The 20,946-nt window shown below is 62.9% G+C and carries 16 protein-coding genes; 8 read left to right on the top strand and 8 right to left on the bottom strand.

The genetic code is table 11. The features are described 5' to 3' along the window. Positions 1 to 18 precede the first annotated feature (18 nt). Entirely contained in the window at positions 19 to 1,191 is a 1,173-nt protein-coding gene (gene mltA, locus ACNAZA_RS17055) for a murein transglycosylase A (protein ID WP_415797731.1), read from the bottom strand. Between mltA and ACNAZA_RS17050 the strand changes: the two genes are divergently transcribed. Then, positions 1,190 to 1,360: a hypothetical protein gene (locus ACNAZA_RS17050; protein WP_415797730.1), complete on the top strand. Its 171-nt coding sequence runs from the start codon at positions 1,190 to 1,192 to the stop codon at positions 1,358 to 1,360. The genes mltA and ACNAZA_RS17050 overlap by 2 nt on opposite strands. A 190-nt stretch (positions 1,361 to 1,550) precedes the next feature. After that, positions 1,551 to 2,207, top strand: coding sequence for an OmpA family protein (locus ACNAZA_RS17045; RefSeq protein WP_120970521.1), 657 nt, complete (start codon positions 1,551 to 1,553; stop codon positions 2,205 to 2,207). A gap of 108 nt (positions 2,208 to 2,315) precedes the next feature. Here the strand turns inward: ACNAZA_RS17045 and ACNAZA_RS17040 are convergent, their stop codons facing one another. The 4 genes from ACNAZA_RS17040 to ACNAZA_RS17025 form a co-directional block, all read right to left on the bottom strand. Further along, on the bottom strand, positions 2,316 to 2,942 hold the full coding sequence (locus ACNAZA_RS17040; RefSeq protein ID WP_120965247.1) for a response regulator transcription factor: 627 nt from the start codon (positions 2,940 to 2,942) through the stop codon (positions 2,316 to 2,318). 15 nt (positions 2,943 to 2,957) lie between these two features. Continuing rightward, a complete protein-coding gene (locus ACNAZA_RS17035) occupies positions 2,958 to 4,964 on the bottom strand; it encodes a two-component system sensor histidine kinase NtrB (protein WP_415797781.1) in 2,007 nt (668 codons plus the stop codon). A gap of 71 nt (positions 4,965 to 5,035) precedes the next feature. Further along, the gene (locus ACNAZA_RS17030) at positions 5,036 to 5,851 is read right to left on the bottom strand and encodes a carbon-nitrogen hydrolase family protein (protein ID WP_415797729.1); all 816 of its coding nucleotides are present in this window, start codon (positions 5,849 to 5,851) and stop codon (positions 5,036 to 5,038) included. After that, the gene (locus ACNAZA_RS17025) at positions 5,848 to 9,996 is read right to left on the bottom strand and encodes a YhdP family protein (RefSeq protein WP_415797728.1); all 4,149 of its coding nucleotides are present in this window, start codon (positions 9,994 to 9,996) and stop codon (positions 5,848 to 5,850) included. The genes ACNAZA_RS17030 and ACNAZA_RS17025 overlap by 4 nt, the downstream gene beginning before the upstream one ends. A gap of 132 nt (positions 9,997 to 10,128) precedes the next feature. Here ACNAZA_RS17025 and glnE point away from each other — a divergent pair, with 132 nt between their 5' ends. Then, the gene (gene glnE, locus ACNAZA_RS17020) at positions 10,129 to 12,909 is read left to right on the top strand and encodes a bifunctional [glutamate--ammonia ligase]-adenylyl-L-tyrosine phosphorylase/[glutamate--ammonia-ligase] adenylyltransferase (RefSeq protein ID WP_415797727.1); all 2,781 of its coding nucleotides are present in this window, start codon (positions 10,129 to 10,131) and stop codon (positions 12,907 to 12,909) included. A 399-nt stretch (positions 12,910 to 13,308) separates the two neighbouring features. On the opposite strand, the gene ACNAZA_RS17015 is transcribed toward glnE, so the two are convergent. Further along, complete coding sequence (locus ACNAZA_RS17015) at positions 13,309 to 13,926, bottom strand: glutathione S-transferase family protein (RefSeq protein WP_415797726.1); 618 nt, start codon at positions 13,924 to 13,926, stop codon at positions 13,309 to 13,311. A gap of 183 nt (positions 13,927 to 14,109) precedes the next feature. On the opposite strand from ACNAZA_RS17015, the gene purB reads away from it, so the two are divergent. Continuing rightward, positions 14,110 to 15,489, top strand: coding sequence for an adenylosuccinate lyase (gene purB / locus ACNAZA_RS17010; protein ID WP_415797725.1), 1,380 nt, complete (start codon positions 14,110 to 14,112; stop codon positions 15,487 to 15,489). A gap of 149 nt (positions 15,490 to 15,638) precedes the next feature. Beyond that, a complete protein-coding gene (locus tag ACNAZA_RS17005; RefSeq protein WP_415797724.1) occupies positions 15,639 to 16,199 on the top strand; it encodes a YaeQ family protein in 561 nt (186 codons plus the stop codon). 276 nt (positions 16,200 to 16,475) lie between these two features. Here the strand turns inward: ACNAZA_RS17005 and ACNAZA_RS17000 are convergent, their stop codons facing one another. After that, a complete protein-coding gene (locus ACNAZA_RS17000; RefSeq protein ID WP_415797723.1) occupies positions 16,476 to 16,901 on the bottom strand; it encodes a DUF3717 domain-containing protein in 426 nt (141 codons plus the stop codon). 475 nt (positions 16,902 to 17,376) lie between these two features. On the opposite strand from ACNAZA_RS17000, the gene ACNAZA_RS16995 reads away from it, so the two are divergent. From ACNAZA_RS16995 to ACNAZA_RS16985, 3 genes are all read left to right on the top strand, one after another. Continuing rightward, positions 17,377 to 18,138, top strand: a complete 762-nt coding sequence (locus tag ACNAZA_RS16995) for a TerC family protein (RefSeq protein ID WP_415797722.1) — start codon at positions 17,377 to 17,379, stop codon at positions 18,136 to 18,138. A 137-nt stretch (positions 18,139 to 18,275) separates the two neighbouring features. After that, positions 18,276 to 18,749 carry a hypothetical protein gene (locus ACNAZA_RS16990; protein ID WP_415797721.1) on the top strand — a complete coding sequence of 158 codons (474 nt, stop codon included), beginning with the start codon at positions 18,276 to 18,278 and terminating at the stop codon, positions 18,747 to 18,749. A 105-nt stretch (positions 18,750 to 18,854) separates the two neighbouring features. Further along, positions 18,855 to 19,205, top strand: coding sequence for a phage holin family protein (locus ACNAZA_RS16985; protein WP_120965268.1), 351 nt, complete (start codon positions 18,855 to 18,857; stop codon positions 19,203 to 19,205). On the opposite strand, the gene ACNAZA_RS16980 is transcribed toward ACNAZA_RS16985, so the two are convergent. Then, positions 19,164 to 20,795, bottom strand: coding sequence for a M48 family metalloprotease (locus tag ACNAZA_RS16980; RefSeq protein ID WP_415797720.1), 1,632 nt, complete (start codon positions 20,793 to 20,795; stop codon positions 19,164 to 19,166). The genes ACNAZA_RS16985 and ACNAZA_RS16980 overlap by 42 nt on opposite strands. Between the last annotated feature and the right edge of the window lie 151 nt (positions 20,796 to 20,946).

Here is a 20,946-nt window from a genome sequence, read left to right as displayed (position 1 = left end):
CTGGCTAATGCACAGAACTCAGCGCAGATGCGGTGCGCTGCCCGCCTGACTCTTGGGCCAGAAGGCCCACAGGCGCAGGTTCTGCTTCACACGTCCGGCCAGATCTCCGGCTTCCGGGCCCCAGCCCATGAAGAAGTCGGCACGCACAGCGCCCAGAATGGCGCTGCCCGTATCCTGGGCAAACACCAGCCGGTTCAGCGCCACGGTAGGGCCGGGCGTGGACAGCCAGACCGGCGTGCCATAGGGAATGCTGTTGCGATCCACGGCAATCGAGCGGCCGGGCGTCAGCGCCACGCCTTGCGCGCCCTTGGGGCCGAACTGCGCATCCAGGGGGTTGAGTTCTTCCTCACGGAAGAACACATAACGCGGGTTGCTCCACAGCATCTCGTTCACGCGCGCAGGATTGGCGGCAATCCAGGCGCTGATACCCGGCCAGGTGGCATCGCGCACCAGATTGCGGTCCAGCAGCCAGCGGCCCACGCTCTTATAAGGCTGGTCGTTGGTGCCCGCATAAGCCATGCGTACCATGCGCTGACGGCCATCGGGTTCGGTCAGCTTCAGGCGGCCCGAGCCCTGTATGTGCAACACCATGGCATCGACAGGATCGCGCAGCCAGGCAATCGCACGCCCCGAAAGCGCGGCCTGCGCTTCGGGCAGCGACTCGATCTGCTGACGCGTGTACCAGGGCTTGCGCTTGCCCAGGCTGGCCGGCGTCTGATAGAGCGGCACGTTGAAGCCATCGCCCTGCACCCGGCGTGCCTCGAACAAAGGCTCGTAGTACGAGGTCAGCAAGCCGTCCGGGCCGCCCGTGCTGGCCTCGATGCGATAAGGCTGCAGTTGGGTCATCATCCAGTTGCGCTGTTCGTCCTCGCCCGCGATGCTCAGGCGGCGCACCTCGGTGCACAGGCCGGCAAACACGGTATTGGGGCGCTCGCAATTCTTGATCCAGCCATTCCAGGCTTCGGTGAACGAATCCTGTTGCACGCCGGGCAGTTCGGACCAGTCCACCGGCACCCAGCGGCTCTTGGTCGGCGTGTTGGTGGCAATCGGCGGGCGCGGCGTGCCGGCGCCGCCATGGGGCTGCAAATCCGGAACCGGCGAGGGATCGTTCTGCTGCGGGGTGGTGGTGCAGGCCACCAGGGTGCCTACAATCAGCGCCATCAAGGCATGGCGCAGGAGATGGAAATTCATGGGTCTGATTTTGCTTGAAGCACTGCTGGCGTTGGCGATATTGGTCGCTATTGTGTGGTGGACCATGTTCTCGGGCCGCAACAAGGGTGAGTTGCCCTCCCAAACTGCGGCACCTTCACCGCTGACGGATGCCGGCAAAGAGCAATCAGATGTGCCACCCAAGCGTTAAAACAAGCTCTTTTCCGACAGCAAGGGTATAACAGACCTGTAGCGACCACACCGGCCATCTGCTGGCCGATGAGAGACATAGTCTTACGAATTTTCGTCCTGTGGCACTGCTACGCTTGAGCTTTGATGGCTTCAGACTTGAAGCCCGTTTGTCTGACCCTTTCAAGGGCCGCCAACACAAGGAGTTTTCTATGCGCAAAAATCTGGCCGTTACGGCTGCTCTGGCCTCTGCACTGTTGATCGCCGGCTGTGCCAATACCGGCGGCATGTCTGACACCACGCGCCGCACGGCCACCGGTGCGGGCGTGGGCGCACTCGGCGGCGCAGCCATTGGCGCCATCGCTGGCGGCCATGCGGGCCAGGGAGCCCTGATCGGCGCCGGTGTGGGCGCCCTGGGCTCCTATATCTGGTCCAAGAATCTGGAAAAGCAGAAAGCCGAGATGGAAGCCGCCACCCAGGGCACCGGCGTGGGCGTGACCCAGACGGCCGACAACCAGCTCAAGCTGGACATTCCCAGCGATATCTCGTTTGACACCGGCCGCTCCGACATCAAGGGCAACTTCGCGCCCATCCTGGATCGCTTTGCCGACGGCCTGCGCAACAACCCCAACGCGGAAGTGCGCATCATCGGCCACACCGACAGCACGGGCTCCGACGCCATCAACGATCCGCTGTCGCTGCGTCGCGCCGAATCCACCCGCAACTACCTGACCATGCGTGGCGTGGGCGGCACCCGCATTCAGGTGCAAGGCATGGGCTCGCGCCAGCCCGTGGCCTCCAACGACTCGGCTGACGGCCGCGCACGCAACCGCCGCGTGGAAATCTTTGTGGGTGAACGCGCCCGTTAAGCATAGTGCCCAGGCCCAAAGGAAAGCCCCGCCAAAGCGGGGCTTTTTCATGCGCAGGACCAATGGGCAGCACCGAAAACCGGCTCTCCCCAGGCCAGAGGCATCCGCTCAGGGGGTTCTTAAAAGATTCGCCAGTTCCACCGCCGATTTGACCTGCATCTTGTCGAACACGCGGGCCCGGTGCACTTCCACCGTGCGCACGCTGATATCGAGCTGATCGGCAATCAGCTTGTTGGGCACGCCTTCCACCACCAGACGCATCACGTCCTGTTCACGCTCGGTCAGCTCCTTGAGCCGGCAGCGCACCGCCTCCCTGGCCTGCTTGGCCTGCAGGAATTCGCCGGATTTGGCCAACGCCTGCTCGATCCGGTCGACCAAAGCGTTGTCGGAAAACGGCTTTTCACAGAAATCAAACGCGCCGCGCTTGACCGTATCCACGGCCGTGGGCACATCGGCATGGCCGGTGAGGAAGATCACCGGCATGGCATCGGTCTGGCCGCGCTCGAGCATGAGGTTGAACAGCGACAGGCCGCTCATGCCCGTCATGCGCATGTCCAGCAGCAGGCAGCAGGGGCGGCGCACCGCGGACTGGGTCTGCAGCATGAGCTCGAAGGCTTCGGCACTGGGATAGCATTCGCTGAGCAGACGGCGCGAACGCAGCAGCCATGCCAAGGCTTCGCGCACATCGGCATCGTCATCCACAATGTAGACAGTGGCGTCAGTTACTGGTTCCATGAAATCCTGGCTCTCTCAGAGTTCCCTGTGGACCGGCAGCGTGAAAACAAACTCCGTGCCCTGGGGAAGATGCCGGCGGTGGCTCAACCGTCCGCCGTGTTGCTCCACCACGGTGCGGCACAGGCTCAGACCAAGCCCCATGCCCTCGACACGGGTGGTGTAGAAGGGGGTGAAAAGCTGCTCGGCGATCTCGTCAGAAATACCGGTTCCGCAATCCACTACCGAAAATTCTACCCAACGTGACATATCCGCTTGCTCTTGGCTGCTTGCGCGCAGGGTGAGTACGCGCATAGCCAGCTCGATGCCGTCCATGGCCTGCATGCCGTTGCGCGCCAGATTGAGCAGCACCTGCTCCACCATGGTCGAGTCGCAAAGCACCGACGGCAGGCCGGGCTGCACCTGCAACTGCACCTTGACCCGCAGCTTGTGCGCCTGCAGATTCACCAGAGGCAAAACGGCCTCAAACAGCTCCTCCGCCGTCACCACTTCGCGCGAGCGATCGCGGCGGCGCACAAAATCCCGCACGCTTTTGATGACGCGGCCGGCACGGTCGGCCTGGTAGCTGATGCGCTCCATGGCCATGCGCATGTCCTGCTGCTGTTGGCGCAGCTCGCGCGGGTCGGGCTCGGCATCGCTGCCCGCAACCCCCAGCATATTGAGCGCGCCCGTGGCATAGCTGGAGATGGCGGCCAGCGGCTGGGTCAGCTCATGGCTGAGCAGCGAAGCCATCTCGCCCACCGTGGCCAGACGGGCCGTCGCTTGCAGGCGCTCGTGCGAGGAGCGTGAGAGCTCTTCCATGCGCCGCTGCTCGCTGATGTCGATGAAGGCGCTCATCCAGCCCGTGTGCAACCCCTGGGCATTGATCAGCGGCGCCTCAAAAATCAGGACCGGAAAGCGCGAACCATCCTTGCGCATGAACACGCTCTCGGCCCCTTCTCGCGGCGGCGGCGAGATGCCCGAGAGACGGTGGTCGCGACGCAGCATATATTCCTGGGCCAGCTCGGGCGGCCAATAGGGGGCCACGTTCAGCCCTAGCAACTCGTTCGCCGTAAAGCCCACCATATTGCAGAACGCGGGGTTCACATAGGTGATGTGGCCGGTAAGGTTACGCGCCCGCATGCCGGTGACCAGAGAGTCCTCCATGGCCTTGCGAAACGCCAGCGCATCGCCCAGGTCACGCTCGGCGCGCAGACGGCGGCGGTTGTCGCGCACCAGCACCACCACCACCGAGATCAGCGCAATCGACATCAGCGTGACCAGCGCCGTCATCACATTCGGGAAGACGCTGGGCGCGTGATGCCAGCTGTCCATGCGCAGCACCAGGGTGTTGCCCGGCAAGTCCAGCAGCTGCTGGGCCGTGAACATGCGCGAGCCGCGCCAGGCCGCACCGACCAGGGCCAGCCGCGTGCCATCCGGCTCGGTGAACGACACTTCCTGGGTGCGTGGCAAGGACTTGCCCACCTGAGACATCAGAATGCCTTGCAGGCTGTAGGTTCCCACCACATAGCCCACGATCTGGCCGCTTTGCGTCAGCGGCAGGCAGACATCCATGGTCTCGGTGCCCAGCCCCTCGCCCTGCAGCTGAAAACGGCTGGGCGAATAAGTGGGGCCGTTCACCCGCCGCGCATGCGTGCAGGTCAGAGAGTCGCCAAGCAGGCTGTTGCGCGAATGCTCCTCGTCTTCCCACTGCACGGCGCGGTACGGGGTCTCGGCATGAGCGCGCACATGAAAGTCGGCATTGCGCCACTGAATACGCATCAGCTCGCGGCGCACCTGCAGCAGCTCGGCGGCGCGCACCTTCCAGCCGGCGATCTCGTTGTCGGGCGCGTTGAGCGCCAGCAAATCCTGCAGATTGCGGTTCAGTGCCGCCCGTATATCGCCCACTGCATTGGCGGTATCGCGTTCCAGCTTTTCCTGCACTTGGCTGGCTTCATAGCGCCCGGCCAACCAGACCATGGTGACCAGCATGCTGACCACCAGGGCCACCAGCAGCGTCCACAGCGACCAGCGCCGCCACGCCATGCGCCAGCGACGCCAGGGCCAGCCTGCCGGATGTTCGGAGGAAAGATCGGTAGAAAGAATGGAATCGGAACTCACAGCACGCGATGGGATAAAGCGGGCAATTGTTGCCGCACTTGGCTCAGGCGTTGCCGAGACAGCTCGCCAATCACCACCGCAGCGCCTTCAGCCCGCAGAGCCTGGACCTCTCCCCAGGGATCAATCAGCAGGCTGTGGCCCCAGGTACGGCGCCCGTTTTCATGGACTCCGCCCTGGCCCGGCGCCAGCACATAGGCCAGATTCTCCACGGCGCGTGCGCGCAGCAGCAACTCCCAATGTGCCTGGCCCGTGGTGTAGGTGAAGGCGCTGGGCACCAGCAGCAGATCTGTGCCCTGGGCGCTCAGGGCCCGATACAGCTCGGGAAAACGAAGGTCGTAGCAGACACTCAAGCCCAGACGCCAGCTTTCGCCGTTTCTGGCCTGAATATCGCAGACCACGGGCTTGGTCCCCGCCTCCACGACGGCAGCCTCGATATAGCGTTCGCGCCCGTTGTCGAAGTGGAACAGATGAATCTTGTCGTAGCGGGCCACGCATTCGCCCCGGGGCGAAAACACCAGGCTGGTATTGAGCACATGCTGCTCATCGGCGGCCTGCAGCGGCAGCGTGCCGCCCACCACCCACAGGCCCAGCTCCCTGGCGCTGCGGGCCAGAAAATCCTGTATGGGCCCCTGCCCGAACCCCTCTTTGTATGCCAGCTTGTCAGTGTCGCGCGCGCCCATGCCGCAAAAATACTCGGGCAGCACCACCAGCTCGGCGCCCAGGCTGGCGGCCTGCTGCATCAGCAGCCTGGCAGTGTCCAGATTGGCGGGTACGGCCATGCCGGACACCATTTGCAAAGCGGCAACTTTCATGGGGCTTCCTCTGTTTTGGGCGTAGCGGCATCGGCAGCACCACCGCCCTTGGCTGCACGTCGTGGCAACTCGATCACCTGCGGATCATCCCAGCTGCCGCGAATCTGGAATTCCTTGGTGGCCGCCGCAATCAGCGGGCCACGCAAAACCATTTGTGCCAGAAAACTGCCCAGACCGATCACCGGATTGATGGCCGTGGCCACCAGCGATGCCGTCAGCGCATTGATTTCGGGCACGACCACTACATGCAGATCCTGGGTTTCCTTGTCGATATCGGCGCTGCCTTCCAGCAGCACGGCGGCATTCACGCCCTTCATCTGCATATTGTTGGTGCGCGCAATACCGTTCTGGATATTGACATCGCCGCGCATGAAATCAAACGAGAAGCCGTTGCGAAACACGTCCCGGAAGTCCAGCGTCAGCCGCCGCGGCAAGGCCTGCAGGCTCAGCACACCCAGCAGCTTGGCCAGCCCCGGCTCGGCCTTGAGAAACTGGCCTTTTTGCACATCGAGATGCACGCCGCCCGACATGGTCTTGAAATCAGGCGTCATGGGCGAGCCGGTCCAGCTGATCTCACCCTGCATCTTGCCCTGACCGTTGGCCACCACACCCGGCATTTCAAATCGATTCAGCAGCTTGCCCACATCCCGCAGATTGAGCTGAAACTGCAGCTGGGTGTGACCCGGATGCTTGCTGTCTCCGGCACGCAGCGCCCAGCGCCCCTTGGCAGTCAGGCCAGCCTCCGGCGTGGTGATGTCAAAGCGCGAAAGCTGCCATTCCCTCAGGCCGGGGCTGCCCGCCACCAGCTGGTTGCGCGCCTGCACGTCCAGACGCCCCAGCGAGCGCTTGCCCAGCAAAAAGTTATCCACCGAGACCTGCAGCGCCGGCAGCTCTCTGGGCGAGGATTGCTCGCGGGAGACTTCCAGCTGGGTATCGGCTTCGGCATCCGGAATCACCAGACGCGACAGACGTGCAATCAGCTGGCCCGCGGGTTCCGCCAGCGTGGCTTGACGGTATTCGATCTGGCCCGCCAGTTCGCGCGCATCCACCTGGCTTTGCCACACGCTGCCTGCATGCGTGAGCTGCGCCGAGACATCGTGCAGTTGGCGTCCATGGATCTTGAGTTCCCCGGTCTTGAGCGTGAGCTGGCGGGGCAGATAGGAGAGCCAGTCGGCAGCAGCCGTGGGCGAGGCGGCGGAAGCCGCAGGCTCTGCAGCCACAGGTGCGGAAAGCAGTTTTTCCCAGGCATCCACATCCACCACCGGCAGTTCCACCCGCGCCTGCAAGCCGCTGGCCGGCAGATTGACGGTTGGCGCGGCCAAGGCCTTGCCGCTGCCCAGCAGCTCCACGCTGCCGCGCAGCAGTTTGGCTTGTGCACCGCTGATGTCGCGCTCCAGTACCGCTGCCGCCGCATCGCCCCAGCGCACGCTGATCTGATCAGTGCCAGGCTCGGGCGTGGGAGCCGTCAGGCGGTTCACACGCAGCGGCAAAGCCGCTTCGCCAGCCTTGGCAAAGGGCGCAGGCAGATTGACGGCCATGCCCTGCAAATCGCTTTGAAAGCTGATGTCGGGCTCGCTGTGCGCAATTCTGAGCTGCAATCCGTAGCGAGCCTGGCCTCGCATATGGCGGGCCAGTTGTGGCAGCAGGCCCAGCTCCTTGGCCTCCTGCAGACCTTGGGCCGTGGCCGTGCCCTCGATGCGGATCTGCACCGGGCTGCTCACAGCTCCCATCTTGCCCGCACCCGCTTTGACCGGCTCTGGCTTCATGCCGCCCTCCAGCCTGACATCGCCGCCCAGCGCTGTGGCCTGCACGCCAGCCAGCGCAAAGCCGGTATCGGAAAACTGCACCGCACCCCGCACCTGGGTCAACGGCGGCACGCCGGGCATGAGATTGACGGTATTTCCGGCGAACTGCAGCTCACCCTTGACCTTGCTGCGCTCCATGTGCAGCGTGGGCAGGAACAAATCCAGATTGAGCCTGGCGCTACCCGTGGCGCGGCTTTCGTCCAGCACATGGCCGGTCAGCGCTGCCAGGGCCGAACCCTGCACCACGCCCAGCATCTCGCTCAGCGCGCCATGGGCCTTGGCGGCAACCTTCACTTCGGTGGTATTCCAGTCTGCGATGCTGGCCTGTGCCTCGTCCACCACCACGGCGCTATCGCCCAGAAAGCCTTTGGCATTGCGCACGGACATGGAGTTTCTGTCGAACACCAGCTCGCCAGACAGGCGCGTCAGCGCGGGCCAGGGCTTCTCGCCCGCGCCCAGCAAATGGGCCGGCACATAACGGTAGTTCACATCGCGCACCTGGGCGCTGATGTGAAACTCCCCCTGGCCGGGCTTTTCGAACGGCACCAGATCCAGCTCTCCCTTGACCTTGAACTTCACATTGCCGGCCTGCCCGGAGGCCACGGCCTCACGCACATAGCGCAGCGCATCGCCGCCCAGATCCAGCGGTAGATAGCGGTAAATGCGCGCGCCGTCGGCGCGGCTCAGCTGCCCCTGCAAGTCCAGCACGCCGGGAAACTGCGGCTGTGCGGCCGTGCCCGCCCCGGTCTGCCACTGGGCCTGGGCCTGGCCCGCCGTGTCCTCGTTGGCAAAGCTCAGCTGAGGCACTTGCACCTTGATCGCCCGGCTCTGGCCTTGGGTCGGGGTCTGCCAACGCACCGTGGCATCCAGTTGCTGAAAAGGAATCTCCGGCAGCTCGAACACGCCGGGAAAGCTCAGGCTGGCCCTGGCCACGCCCGCGTCCTTGCTCAGCTGCGCCTCGCCGCTGTCCTGATCGAAGGAAAAACGGCCGCTGATCCCGCTCATGCCGGGCACGCCATAGCTGGCAGGGTCTGGCGACGGCTGGGAATGCAGGGTGAGCTTTTCCACCCGACCCGACGACTTGAACTGCAGCGGAGCCTGCGGGGGCCCGCGCCAGCTCAGCTGCCACTGGCGCAGCAGGCCGCTGGGGGTGATGGCCGCCAACTGCTCCTGTAGCGCCTGGGGAACGGGCAGACGCTGCAGCAACTGGGCCGCAATGGCCAGATTGATTTCATCGGCCTGGATTTCGCCACGTTCGCCCAGCGGGCCCTGTTCGGCCGTACCCATGGGCAGATAGTTCAGGGAAAGGTTGCCGCGCGGCCATTGCAGACCGTCGTCAGCGGTAAAGCTGAAATTCTCTACCGAAGCCTGATAGCCGTTGTGCTCGCGCACCCGCAAGCGGCCTTGCAGCGCCTGCAGCTGCAGGGGCTGCGGCCTGTCCTTCCACTGCAAGGCCAGGGATTCGATGGACACATCGGCCACCAGGCCTACCGGCTTTCCGCGGCCGACCTCCACCCAGGCGCGCAGGGCACCACGGCCTTGCTGCAGCTGCCAGTCGGCCGTATCGATATAGGGGCCGGCCTGGTACAGGTCTATCTGCGCAAAGTCCAGATAGGTCTGGCCGCTCCAGCGATCCAGCTGCCCTTCATGGACGGAAAGCAGCGGCTCCTTGTAGTTGCCCATGACGGTAAAGCGCTGACCCCAGGCCTCGGGCGGCGTGGCATCGAGGCGCAGCGAGTGGCTCCAGGCCTTGTTGCGCAACACCAGATCCACATCGGTCAGCAACAGCGGCGGGGTCTGGCGCAGCTCGTCCACCCATTGCAGCCGACCGTGGCGCAAGGCAATTTCCGGTTGGGAAAAAATCCAGTCTGCAGCAGAGTTATTGCCGCTGACCCTGGTATCCATTGCGATACCAGCTATGAAAATATGACCATCTGCTGCACGGCGAATCGTCAGGTCCGGAGCTTCCACATAGATCTGCTCCACCCCCAGCGTCAGCAGCGAATGAGCGGAAACGCCTATCACCACGCGCGACAAATGCAGGGCTTCGCTGCCGCTGGCGGGGTCGTGCAGCACCACATCGCCGAGTTCGAAACGGGGAATGATTCCATCGCGCCGGGCCGACAGCGAACCGATGGTGACCGGTACACCCAGGGTACGTGAGGCCAGGGATTGCAGCTCGGGGCGCCACTCGCTGATTCGCGGCACAATCCAGCCATGGAGCACCCCCCACACGGCGGCCACCAGAAGCCATAAGCTCAAAATCACACCAAGTGACCACCGTGCCAAGCTGGCCAGCCTATGGGTTCGGCGAGTTGGGTGCGGTTTCGGTTCGATCATCTGTGGCTTGAGCAATGGCGGGAATTATGACCGGCCCCCTCATCGGCAATTCGGTAACCAAGCGTTGCCCTGGGGGTCATCCGCCTGCATGGCCAATTTTTCGCGGTCCGTATGCAGTTCCCAGAGTACGCAATGGCAGACAACGCCTTGAATATTTCTTCCCTGGCCCAGTATTCACGCTTTCAGCAGCGGCTGCACCGCCGTTACGAAAACTGGTTTGATGCTCTGCCGCCGGGGGCACCCGACAAGGCCTTGATGGAGCAGGCGCTGGCCACGCTTGCCCAGCGCGGTCTGGATCTTTCGGCCAGCCTGCGCGTGCTGCGCCAGCTGGTGATGGACAGACTCATCACCCAGGATTGCGAGCAAAGCGCTACGCTTTCCGTAGTGACCAAGGCCGTCACCGAGCTGGCCGAGCTGGCACTGGACCGAGCCTGCACCCAGGTCAGAGCCGATCTGGACGCCCGCCACGGTGCGCCGCAGGGCCCGGACGGCCAGCCCGTGCAGCTGTGGGTCATAGGCATGGGCAAGTTCGGAGCGCGCGAGCTCAATGTCTCCAGCGATATCGATCTGATCTACGTCTATGAAACAGATGGCGATACCGCTGGCCAGAGCGACGGCCGAGGCGTGATCTCCAACCATGAATACTTTGGTCGCGCCGTCAAAGGTATTTATGGGCTGATCGGCGACACCACCGAGCATGGCTTTGTGTTTCGCGTGGATCTGGCATTGCGCCCCAATGGCAACTCGGGTGCGCCCGCCGTCTCGCTGGCCTCGCTGGAGGAGTACCTGCAGATCCACGGCCGCGAATGGGAGCGCTTTGCCTGGCTCAAGAGCCGCGTGGTCGCCCCCTATGCCGCCGTGCAGTCGCCCCATGTCCAGGCCTTGCGCAACGTGGTGCTGCCTTTTGTTTTTCGCCGCTATCTCGATTACTCAGTGTTCGATTCGCTGCGCGTGCTGCATCGCCAGATCCGCGAGCATGCGGCCAAGCGCAGCGCAGGCCATCCCGAACGCGCCAACGACGTCAAGCTCTCGCGCGGAGGCATACGCGAAATCGAATTCATCGTGCAGCTACTGCAGGTGGTTCGCGGCGGCCAGTTCCCCGAGCTGCGCTGCCGCCCCACGCTGGAAGCGCTGCACCGTCTGGCCCGGGCCGATCTGATGAGCCAGGACATTGCCCAGGCGCTGACCCAGGCCTATGTCTTTCTGCGCCAGGTCGAGCACCGCATTCAGTATCTGGACGACCAGCAAACCCATGTGCTGCCCACCCGCGATGACGATCTGCTGTGGATTGCCCGCACCATGGGCTTCGCCGACACCCGCGGCTTTCTGCACCAGCTTGACGAACACCGCGAGCGCGTGGCCGAAGAGTTCGATACCTTGCTGGGCGGCGATGCCCAGCAGTGCAACAGCGGCCGCTGCGGCGGCGCCAAGAGTGCAGCCAGCAACACGCCCACGCCGCAGGAGATTGAGAACCTGATCGAGCTGCTGCCGCCCGTCCTGGCCGGGCAGGTGGCAGACTGGCGCAACAACGCCCGCATCACCGGCCTGCGCGATGAAGCGCGCGCCCGCTTGTTCCGCCTGGTTGAGCGCACCTCGCAATGGGTGGAAAGCGCCCAGGTGCCCGAAGAGGCGGCCCGACGCTTTCTACAGTGGCTGGAGCCGCTGCTGCGTCGCGAAAGCTACCTGGCTTTGCTGCTGGAACGCCCGGCAGTTCACGAAAGGCTGCTACACCTTTTGGGTGCAGCACGTTGGCCTGCACGCTATCTGCAACAACACCCCGGCGTGATTGACGAGCTGGCCAGCGATGCCATCCTCAAGGAGCGCTTCATTGCCGCCGATTTCGAGCGCGAGCTGGCCCTGCGCCTGGCCGCCCTGCAATCGACGGGCGAAGACGACGACGAAACCCTGCTCAATCTGCTGCGCCGCGCTCACCATGCCGAGGTTTTTCGCACTCTGGCCCGCGACATCGAGGGCCGCATTACCGTGGAGCAGGTGGCCGATGACCTGAGCGCCCTGGCCGACTGCATACTGCGCGTCACCGCCCAGTGGTGCTGGGCACGCCTGAAGAACCGCCACCGCGATTCGCCCCGCTTCGGCATCATTGGCTACGGCAAGCTGGGCGGTAAGGAGCTGGGCTACGGCAGCGACCTGGACATCGTCTTTGTGTTCGACGACGACGATGACCGCGCCCCCGAGGTCTATGCGGCCTTTGTGCGCAAGCTCATCAACTGGCTCACCGTCAAGACCGGTGAAGGCGATCTGTTCGAGATCGACACCGCCCTGCGCCCCAACGGCAACTCCGGTCTGCTGGTGACCAGCTTCGAGTCCTACGCCAACTACCAGCAGCAGCGCGGCAGCAACACCGCCTGGACCTGGGAGCACCAAGCCATGACCCGCGCCCGCTTTGTGCTGGGAAGCCGCGACTTTCCGCCGCCGCCCGGCCAGCCCATGACCGATATGCATCTGCACGAGCGCTTTGACGCCGTGCGTGAAGCCGTCATTACCGCCCCGCGCGACCCGGATTCCCTGCGCAGCGAAATCGAGACCATGCGCGAACGTGTGCGCAGCGCACATCCGGTGCGCGGCCAGCTGTTCGACGTCAAGCACAGCGCCGGCGGCATGGTGGATGTGGAATTTGCCGTGCAGTACCTGGTGCTGTCGCAATCTGCCGCCCACCGCGAGCTGATTGCCAACGTGGGCAATATCGCCCTGTTGCAACGCGCCGAAGATGCCGGCTTGCTACCCAAGGGCGTTGGCTATGAGGCCGCCAAGGCCTACCGCGAGCTGCGCCGCCTGCAGCACGTGGCACGGCTGGACGAGCAGCCGGGCCAGCTTGAGCCTGAACAGGCCCGCCAGCCACGCAATGCCGTGCTGGCGCTCTGGAACGCGGTGTTTGCCAAAGCAGGCGATTGAGCGTTTTCCCGATCCATCCGCCGCTGGGGGCATGGCCACGCTGCGGATGGACGGATCACAACCCCAACCGCGGCCCTGAAGATCAAAGAGTGAGCACTCTCACGATTCGTCAAAAGCGGCCTACAGCGCGGCCGCCATCAAGCTCTAAACTGTTACAACTTGAGCGCCACAGAGGCTTGAACTTCTGCAAGAGTGACGCATCTATCAAGCATGTGTTGGATTGACAGGACAAGCACAACCTAGTTTCATGTTGCGAAGACTTTGGGTATAGCCCAATGAAGGCCCGGAGCGCTTCTCCTCCCTCCCTCTCTTAATTCGTTTCGGGATGCTTCGCAACTTTTTTAACAAGCAAAGAAAAGGCCGCTGCACAGCGGCCTTTTCTTGTGTCGTGCCTTGTGCTCAGTGGGGCACGGTCGCGGCAAAGCTGGGGCGAGCGCCGATCTTGGTTAGCAGCGTGTCCAGATTGGGGTGATCGGCACGCCAGTCCAGCTCGGGAAAGCGAAAATCCAGCCAGGCCAAAGCGCAGCACACGCTGATATCGGCCAGCGTCAGATGCGTGCCGCCGCAGCAAAACGGCTTCTCGCCCAGTCCGTGTGACATGACTTTCAGCGCCGCCTTGATCTTGCCCAGCTGGCGATCCATCCAGGCCTGAGAGCGCTGCTCTTCGGTGCGGCCGGGCCAGGTGGCTTCCAGGCGCGCCAGTGCACCCGCATCCAGCAGGCCATCCGCCAGCGCTTCCCAGGTCTTGACCTCGGCCCGCTCACGGCCGGTGCCGGGAATGAGCTTGCCCACGGGTGACAGGGTGTCCAGGTACTCAACGATGACCCGCGAGTCAAAGATGGCTTCGCTGCCCTCCATGATCAGACGCGGCACTTTGCCCAGAGGATTGCCGGTACCGGGCGTGCGCTCCGCCTCCCAGGGGTTTTCCTCGACGAATTGGTAGTCCAGCTTTTTTTCAGCGAGCACGATGCGGACTTTTCGCACGTAGGCACTGGAGGTTGAGCCTATCAGTTTCATAGCAGCTACCCCATGACACAGGTCACCGGCGACAGACCGGTAGATGGATTCTATGCGCTACTTCTGCGGCCATGAGCGCTGTCCTGCGTATAGGGAGCACCCGTGGATGGCGACGGATTGCCAAGCACATGAGCAACCCAGCGCAGCGTGCGCTTGATGCTGCGCACCTACAATTGCGCCACCATGAACCTGTCCTCCCTCACCGCCATTTCTCCGCTGGACGGCCGCTACGCCGCCAAGCTGTCTGCACTGCGTCCCATCATGAGCGAATACGGCTATATGCACCGCCGTGTTCAGGTGGAGGTGACCTGGTTCATCGCCTTGTCGGATGCCGGCTTTGCCGAATTCGAGCCGCTGTCGGCCGAGTCGCGCGACTATCTGCACAGCCTCGTAACCAATTTCTCCGAAGCCGATGCCGATGCCATCAAGGCCATCGAAAAGACCACCAACCACGACGTAAAGGCCGTGGAATATTGGATCAAGTCCAAGTTCGATGCCCGTGCCGAACTGCACAAGGCCTCGGAATTCGTGCACTTTGCCTGCACCAGCGAAGACATCAACAACACCAGCCACGCCCTGCAAATTCGCGTCGGCCGCGACACCGTGCTGCTGCCCGCCGTCGAAGGCATAATCGCCAAGCTGCGCGAGATGGCCCACCTCTACGCTGAAGTGCCCATGCTCAGCCGCACCCACGGCCAGACTGCCTCTCCTACCACCGTGGGCAAGGAACTCGCCAACGTGGTGGTGCGCCTGCAAAAAGCCGCGGCCAATATTGCCGGCGTGAAGATTCTGGGCAAGATGAACGGCGCCGTGGGCAACTACAACGCCCACCTGTCGGCCTGGCCCGACTTCGACTGGGAAGCTTTCAGCCAGAGCGTGGTGGAATCGCCCGAACCCAAGGGCCTGGGCATCAGCTTCCAGCCCTATTCCATCCAGATCGAGCCCCATGACTACATGGCCGAGCTGTTTGACGCCATGGCCCGCACCAACACCATTCTGATTGATCTGTCGCGCGACATCTGGGGCTATGTGTCCCTGGGCTTCTTCAAGCAGCGCCTGAAGGCCGGCGAAATCGGTTCTTCGACCATGCCGCACAAGGTCAACCCCATCGACTTCGAGAACTGCGAAGGCAATCTGGGCATGGCCAACGCCATGCTCAAGCACCTGGCCGAAAAGCTGCCTATCAGCCGCTGGCAGCGTGACCTGACCGACTCCACCGTGTTGCGCAACATCGGCGTGGCCTTCGGTTACACCACGCTGGCCTATGCCTCGCTGATGACCGGCCTGAACAAGCTGGAACTCAACGAAGAGCGCCTGCAGGACGATCTGAACCACGCCTGGGAAGTGCTGGCCGAGCCCATCCAGACCGTGATGCGCCGCTATGGCGTGCAAGGCGCTTACGAAAAGCTCAAGGAAGTGACGCGTGGCAAGACCGTGCTGGCCGAAGACCTGCACAAGCTGATCCACAGCCTGGAAATCCCCCAGGCGGACAAGGATCGCCTGCTGGCCATGACGCCTGCTTCCTATATCGGCAAGGCTGCCGAGCTGGCCAAGCGCGTCTAAGCTTCGCTACGTAATCCATAGCTTCAACCGCCTGAAAACAGGCAGTTGCAGATAGAAAGAGCTGCCAAACCCTGAACAATCAGGCGCAGGCAGCTCTTGTTTTTACATCATTGTTTTTGGACTGCCTGCGGGCAGCACTGCCTACCGCCATGGCCATCAAGTCCACCATCTTCAAAGCCAATCTGTCGATTGCCGACATCGACCACAATTACTACGCCGACCACAACCTGACTCTGGCCCGCCACCCCAGCGAGACCGACGACCGCATGATGGTGCGCCTGGTGGCCCTGGCGCTGAATGCCTGGAAGCTGCAAGACTTGTGCAACGGCGACGGCACGCTGGGCTTTGGTATCGGCCTGTCCGACCCGGACGATCCCGATGTGCACATCACCGATTACACCGGCCAGAAACGTCTGTGGATCGAAGTCGGCCAGCCCGACGAAAAGCCCATCACCAAGGCCTGCAACAAGTCGGACCACATGCTGGTCTACCCCTTCCACCATTCGTCCCACATCTGGTGGAAAGGCCTGGAAGGCAAGCTGGCCCGCCAGAGCAAGCTGGAAGTGCATTACATCGACGCCGAAGTCGCCCAGCAACTGGGCAGCCTGGCCGAGCGCAGCATGCAGCTGCAAGCCACGATTCAGGAAGGCCAGCTGACCCTGTCCAGCAATCTGGGTACGGTGTTTGTTGAGCCAGTTCGCTGGAAGTAAGAACGTGTTGACGATCTCTACGCAGCCGCGTTGAGACGCAATCGGGATGAGTTCGAAGCGATGTGGAGCAGCTTGCACCGGGGGTGCAAGCCAGCCGCAGCGCGCAGAAATCGCCCGATTTCGCCTCAACCCTGCGGGCCAGTGCCTTTGCGGGCGGTCTGCGGCGTTGCGGTCGCTTGCAAGGCAACAGCCTTGCTGCGCACCCGCGCCTAGCATCCCATCCCGCAACGGTACTGGCGCGGCGCCGAGGAGATCGTCAACACGTTCTAAGCCCTGTTATCCGCGCGGCAGGCGATTCTCGGTCGCGCGCTCCGCATAGCGGTTAAAGCGCCAGGAATCACCTTCTGCCGTGATCCGGCGCCAAACCACACGCTTTTCGGCAGGCTCCATGGCCGTCCAGAACTGCACCTCGTCAAAGCTGCGGCCGCAGCCCTTGCACTTTGCGTCGCCCTGGCTGGTCGAGCAGATCGCAATACAGGGCGTGTCGGGCATGGTGTCGTACCAGACCAGCCAGGCCGCCATGGCGTGAGACGGAAAGCCCACCGTATTCACGTCCACCTCGCGGCTCACAATCATCAGCCCATACACCTCGGCCAGCGCCCGCACTTCGGGGCTGAGCAAGACACCATCCGGCGATGGAGCGCGCGCGCGCCAGTAGTTGATGGCGGCTTCGATATCGGTGATGTGAATGGCAGCGTTCATGGGCTCAGAAAGACTCCGGGCCGAAATCATAAGCCGCCCTCTCTTTGCTCGCTGCAGCAAGGTTGCTCATTAATTTATAGCAATCAACGCAGGCAATATCTTCACCCTCAGCGTTTTCTACGATATAAAACCTGTCAACAACATGGGTTTTAAGCCTTGCCATATAGAGTGGGCTGTGATGAAATCCGCAGCTTCGAAGGGGAGTAGCTCCTCACTGGCTTTTTGCCGGTATCGGATGGTCGTCAATACGAAGCCTCAGGCTTCCGGCCCTCCGGGTTGCAGTCACGCTGCAATCGAGCAAGACCTTTGATGGACCTGATGACGGTCGATCAAGGCGCACTCCCCCGAGCATGGTTTTCCTCGCCCGGATCAAGCACTTGGCCTTACGTCACATCGGTAATTTGATGTTGATGGCAAGCGCGGTTATTCTGCGATCACTGGCTGTCAGCGGCATTCGACAACGAGGAAACAACACATGGATCTGGACTTTCTCACCCACACGCCGTTCTGGATTGCGCTGGGGCAAATCATCATCATTGACATCCTGCTGGGTGGCGACAACGCGGTCGTGATCGCGCTGGCCTGCCGCAAGCTGCCGCCCGAGCAGCGCCGCAAGGGCATCATCTATGGCACCGCCGGTGCCATCGTGTTGCGCGTGATTCTGATCGCCTTCGCCATGACGCTGTTGGCCCTGCCTGCACTCAAGCTCATCGGCGCCTTGCTGCTGGTGTGGATCGGTATCAAGCTGATTGCTCCCGATGAAGACGGCCATGACAACATCCAGGGCAGCGACAAGCTGTTTGCCGCCATCAAGACCATCATCGTGGCCGACCTGGTGATGTCCGTGGACAACGTGATCGCCATTGCCGGTGCAGCCCAAAGCTCGGGCGAACACCAGATGCTGCTGGTGACCCTGGGCCTGCTGATCTCGATCCCCATCATCGTTTGGGGCTCGCAGCTGGTAATCAAGCTGATGGAGCGCTTCCCCATCATCATCGTGGCCGGCGGCATGCTGCTGGGCTGGATTGCTGGCGGCATGCTGGTGACCGATCCGCTGTTCGTGAACGCTGACAAGTGGACCTGGATGCCCAAGCTGGGCACGCTGAACGAACAAGGTCTGGCCCAGATTTCCACCACCTTGTACTGGGTTGCCCACGTTGGCGGCGCTCTGCTGGTGTTGGCCCTGGGCAAGTGGGTGGCCAGCCGCCGCCCCGCAGCTGTCGCGCACAGCCACTAAGCACAGGCCCAGCCTGGCTAAAACCTGAGGCTGGTGAAGGGCTGCTATACAAGCCGGCCCTTCACGCTTCACAATAGTGTCGGAAGCCTCCTACAGGAGGCTGCTTTCCCTCAACACCGCTCCAACAAGGACGCATCTTGACCCCCATCATTGTTTACGTGGATGACGCCGCATACGCCCTGCCCATGCTTCAGGCTCTCGCGGGATCTAGCCAGGCGGCTTCTTCCCACTGGCTGCTGGTTGCCTGTGCCCCGCGCATGACCCACCGTGTGAGCAAATGGGTCAGCCACCGCGCCCGCGAAAACTGGCGTGGCAAATGGGCAGACAAGCTGTTTGCTGCCGTGCTGCCCGTCATGTCCGTGCCCGGCGCCAAGGTCACCCCCGTGCTGGCCAAGGGCCCGCTGACCGAGCTGATTGCCGAGCTGCAACAGGAACACGGCGCAGCCCAGATCATCGACGCCCGCCGCCCCAAGCAGGAAGCCATGCAGGCAGCGCCCGCCAAGACCGCCGATGCACCCAACGCCTCAGGTCGCCGCTGGAATCTGCCTGGCACCATGGCCGCTCTCGGCGCCATGCTGGGCTTTGTGGTCGAGGAATCGCTCTCGATCTGAAGCCCTTTGGCAGACTGATAGCGGACAAATCTTCAAGCCTTGTGCGGTGAAAGCTGCACAAGGCTTTTTCCTGCCTCAAGCAGCCGCCACTGCTATGCTGAATCTATGAAAATCATCGTCAAATGGCTGCTTTGTGCAGCCTCTTTGCTGCTGGTCACCTATGTGTACAGCGGCGTTCAAGTACAGGGCTTCAGCTCGGCCATGATCGCGGCCCTGGTCATCGGCCTGCTCAATACCGTGATTCGCCCCATTCTGGTGGTGCTGACCCTGCCAGTGACCATCATCACCGTGGGTCTGTTCCTGTTTGTTGTCAACGGGCTGATGTTCTGGATGGCCTCGGGCATCCTCGGCGGCTTTCATGTCAGCGGCTTTTGGGCCGCCATGCTGGGTGCACTGATCTATTCGGCGCTGGGCTTATTTGTTGATGCTCTTGTCGCTCGCCTGTTCCCGGAGTAATTCCTGCACGGCACGCAAGCGCGTGTCGATGATGGACGCCTCAAAGTAATCGGCCTGGCCGCCCGCCTTGCGGGCCATGTCCTGCGCCGCCTTGAAGCGGTCCACCGCCGCCGCGTAATCGTAATGCGCCACCTGCGCCTCGGCCTCGGCCCGCAAAGCCCGCAGCTCCTGTCCCTGGGCGCGCCATACGCGCGCCAGCGTCTGCCAGGCTCCGGCATCGCGCGGATGATCCGCCACCCAGGTCTGCAGCGGACCAGCCATGCCGCTGGACTGATTGAGCTTGAGCAGGATATCGGTACGCAACAGCATCTCGGGCCTGCGCGGCGCGACATGCTCGACCACATTCACTGTGGCCAGGCTGGGCCCGGCCAGGTTGCCACTGGCCGTGGGCTTGGGCGCCTGCACGGCCGCGGTCGCCTGCCGCTGGGGTAGCGCATCGAGTGCCGCCTGCGCATTGCCCGCCTTGTACTCCAACTCCGCCTGCAGCCACTGGGCCTGTACCAAAGCTTCGGGGTTGCCGGCCACCGCCGCCAGCAAGCGCTGCGTCATCTCGCGGGCGGATTTCCACTCCCTGAGCTCCATCGCGCTCAGGCTGGCAGCATAGAGCTGGCCCACCTGCTCCACCTGGCTGGCATTGCCAAAACTGCCGGAACGGGGCAAGTCCATCCACTGGCGGCGCACATCCACCCCAGGGTTGGAGAGGATGCGCGCCCGCGCAGCCATCATGGCGTGGGCCAAGGTCGGCGCTGGTGCACTGGCGCGCTTGCCGGCCGGAATGCGCGAGTCCATATCGGCAATCCGCTGCGTGGTCAGCGGGTGGCTGCGCAAATAAGGCCAGCTACCGTTGTCATTGAGGCGGCTGGCCTGCTCCAGCTTGCCGAACATGCTCACAAAACCTTGTGGTGCAAAGCCCGCCGGCGCCATCAGGCTGTAGCCCACGCGGTCGGCCTCGCTTTCCATAGCCCGCGAGAAATTGAGCTGGTTTTGCATCATCGCCGCCGGCCCGCCCATCATGATGGCCATGGCCGCATCGGGGCTACGCGTGGCCGCCAGCGCCCCCAGCAACATGGAAGCCAGCATCAGCGGCGCCTGCTTGCCTTGCTGGGCCAGCATGCGCGCAATATGGCGCTGGGTGATGTGACTGGTTTCGTGCGCAATGACCGAGGCCAGCTCATCCCCGCTGCCCACCACGCTGATCAGCCCCAGGTACACGCCCATATAGCCACCGGGCAGCGCAAAAGCGTTGACCTGCCTGTCCTTGCCCAGCAGCAAAGTCCAGGCAAAGCGCTCTTCCAGCTCAGGCGACAGCTCACCGCGCTTGCGCGCCGCATCCTGCAGATGCAGCCATATGCCTTCCACATACTCCTGCAGTACCGGATCATCCAGATAGTCAGGATCGCGGTACAACTCCTTGACGATGGAGTCGCCCAACCGGCGCTCATCGCCCGTGGTGATGGACGAGGCACCGTCGCCCAACGTGGGCAAACCAGCGGCCTGCGCAGGTGTCAGGACCAGGGTTGCACACTGAATTGCTATCAATATAGAAGCTGTTAGCGATTTGAAGGTATGGGGTTGAAGCAGTTTTTTCATCACAATTGGCATGGCGACCACAGCATTGCCAGCATTCAGCCGTCTGAGCTGCCAGCAGTTCAACACCCCACTATGATGCCCTGATTGATTTGCGCTGCCCGGCCTGGCGGCTTATCCCAGAGTAAAGCCGGGCCAGCAACACCGCTGGACT

The sequence above is a fragment of the Comamonas aquatilis genome (genome assembly GCF_965139575.1).
In the GTDB taxonomy this organism is placed as follows: Bacteria; Pseudomonadota; Gammaproteobacteria; order Burkholderiales; family Burkholderiaceae_C; genus Comamonas; species Comamonas aquatilis.
The sequence above is the reverse complement of the archived record's forward strand: the minus strand, read 5'-3'. Positions and strand labels throughout refer to the sequence as shown.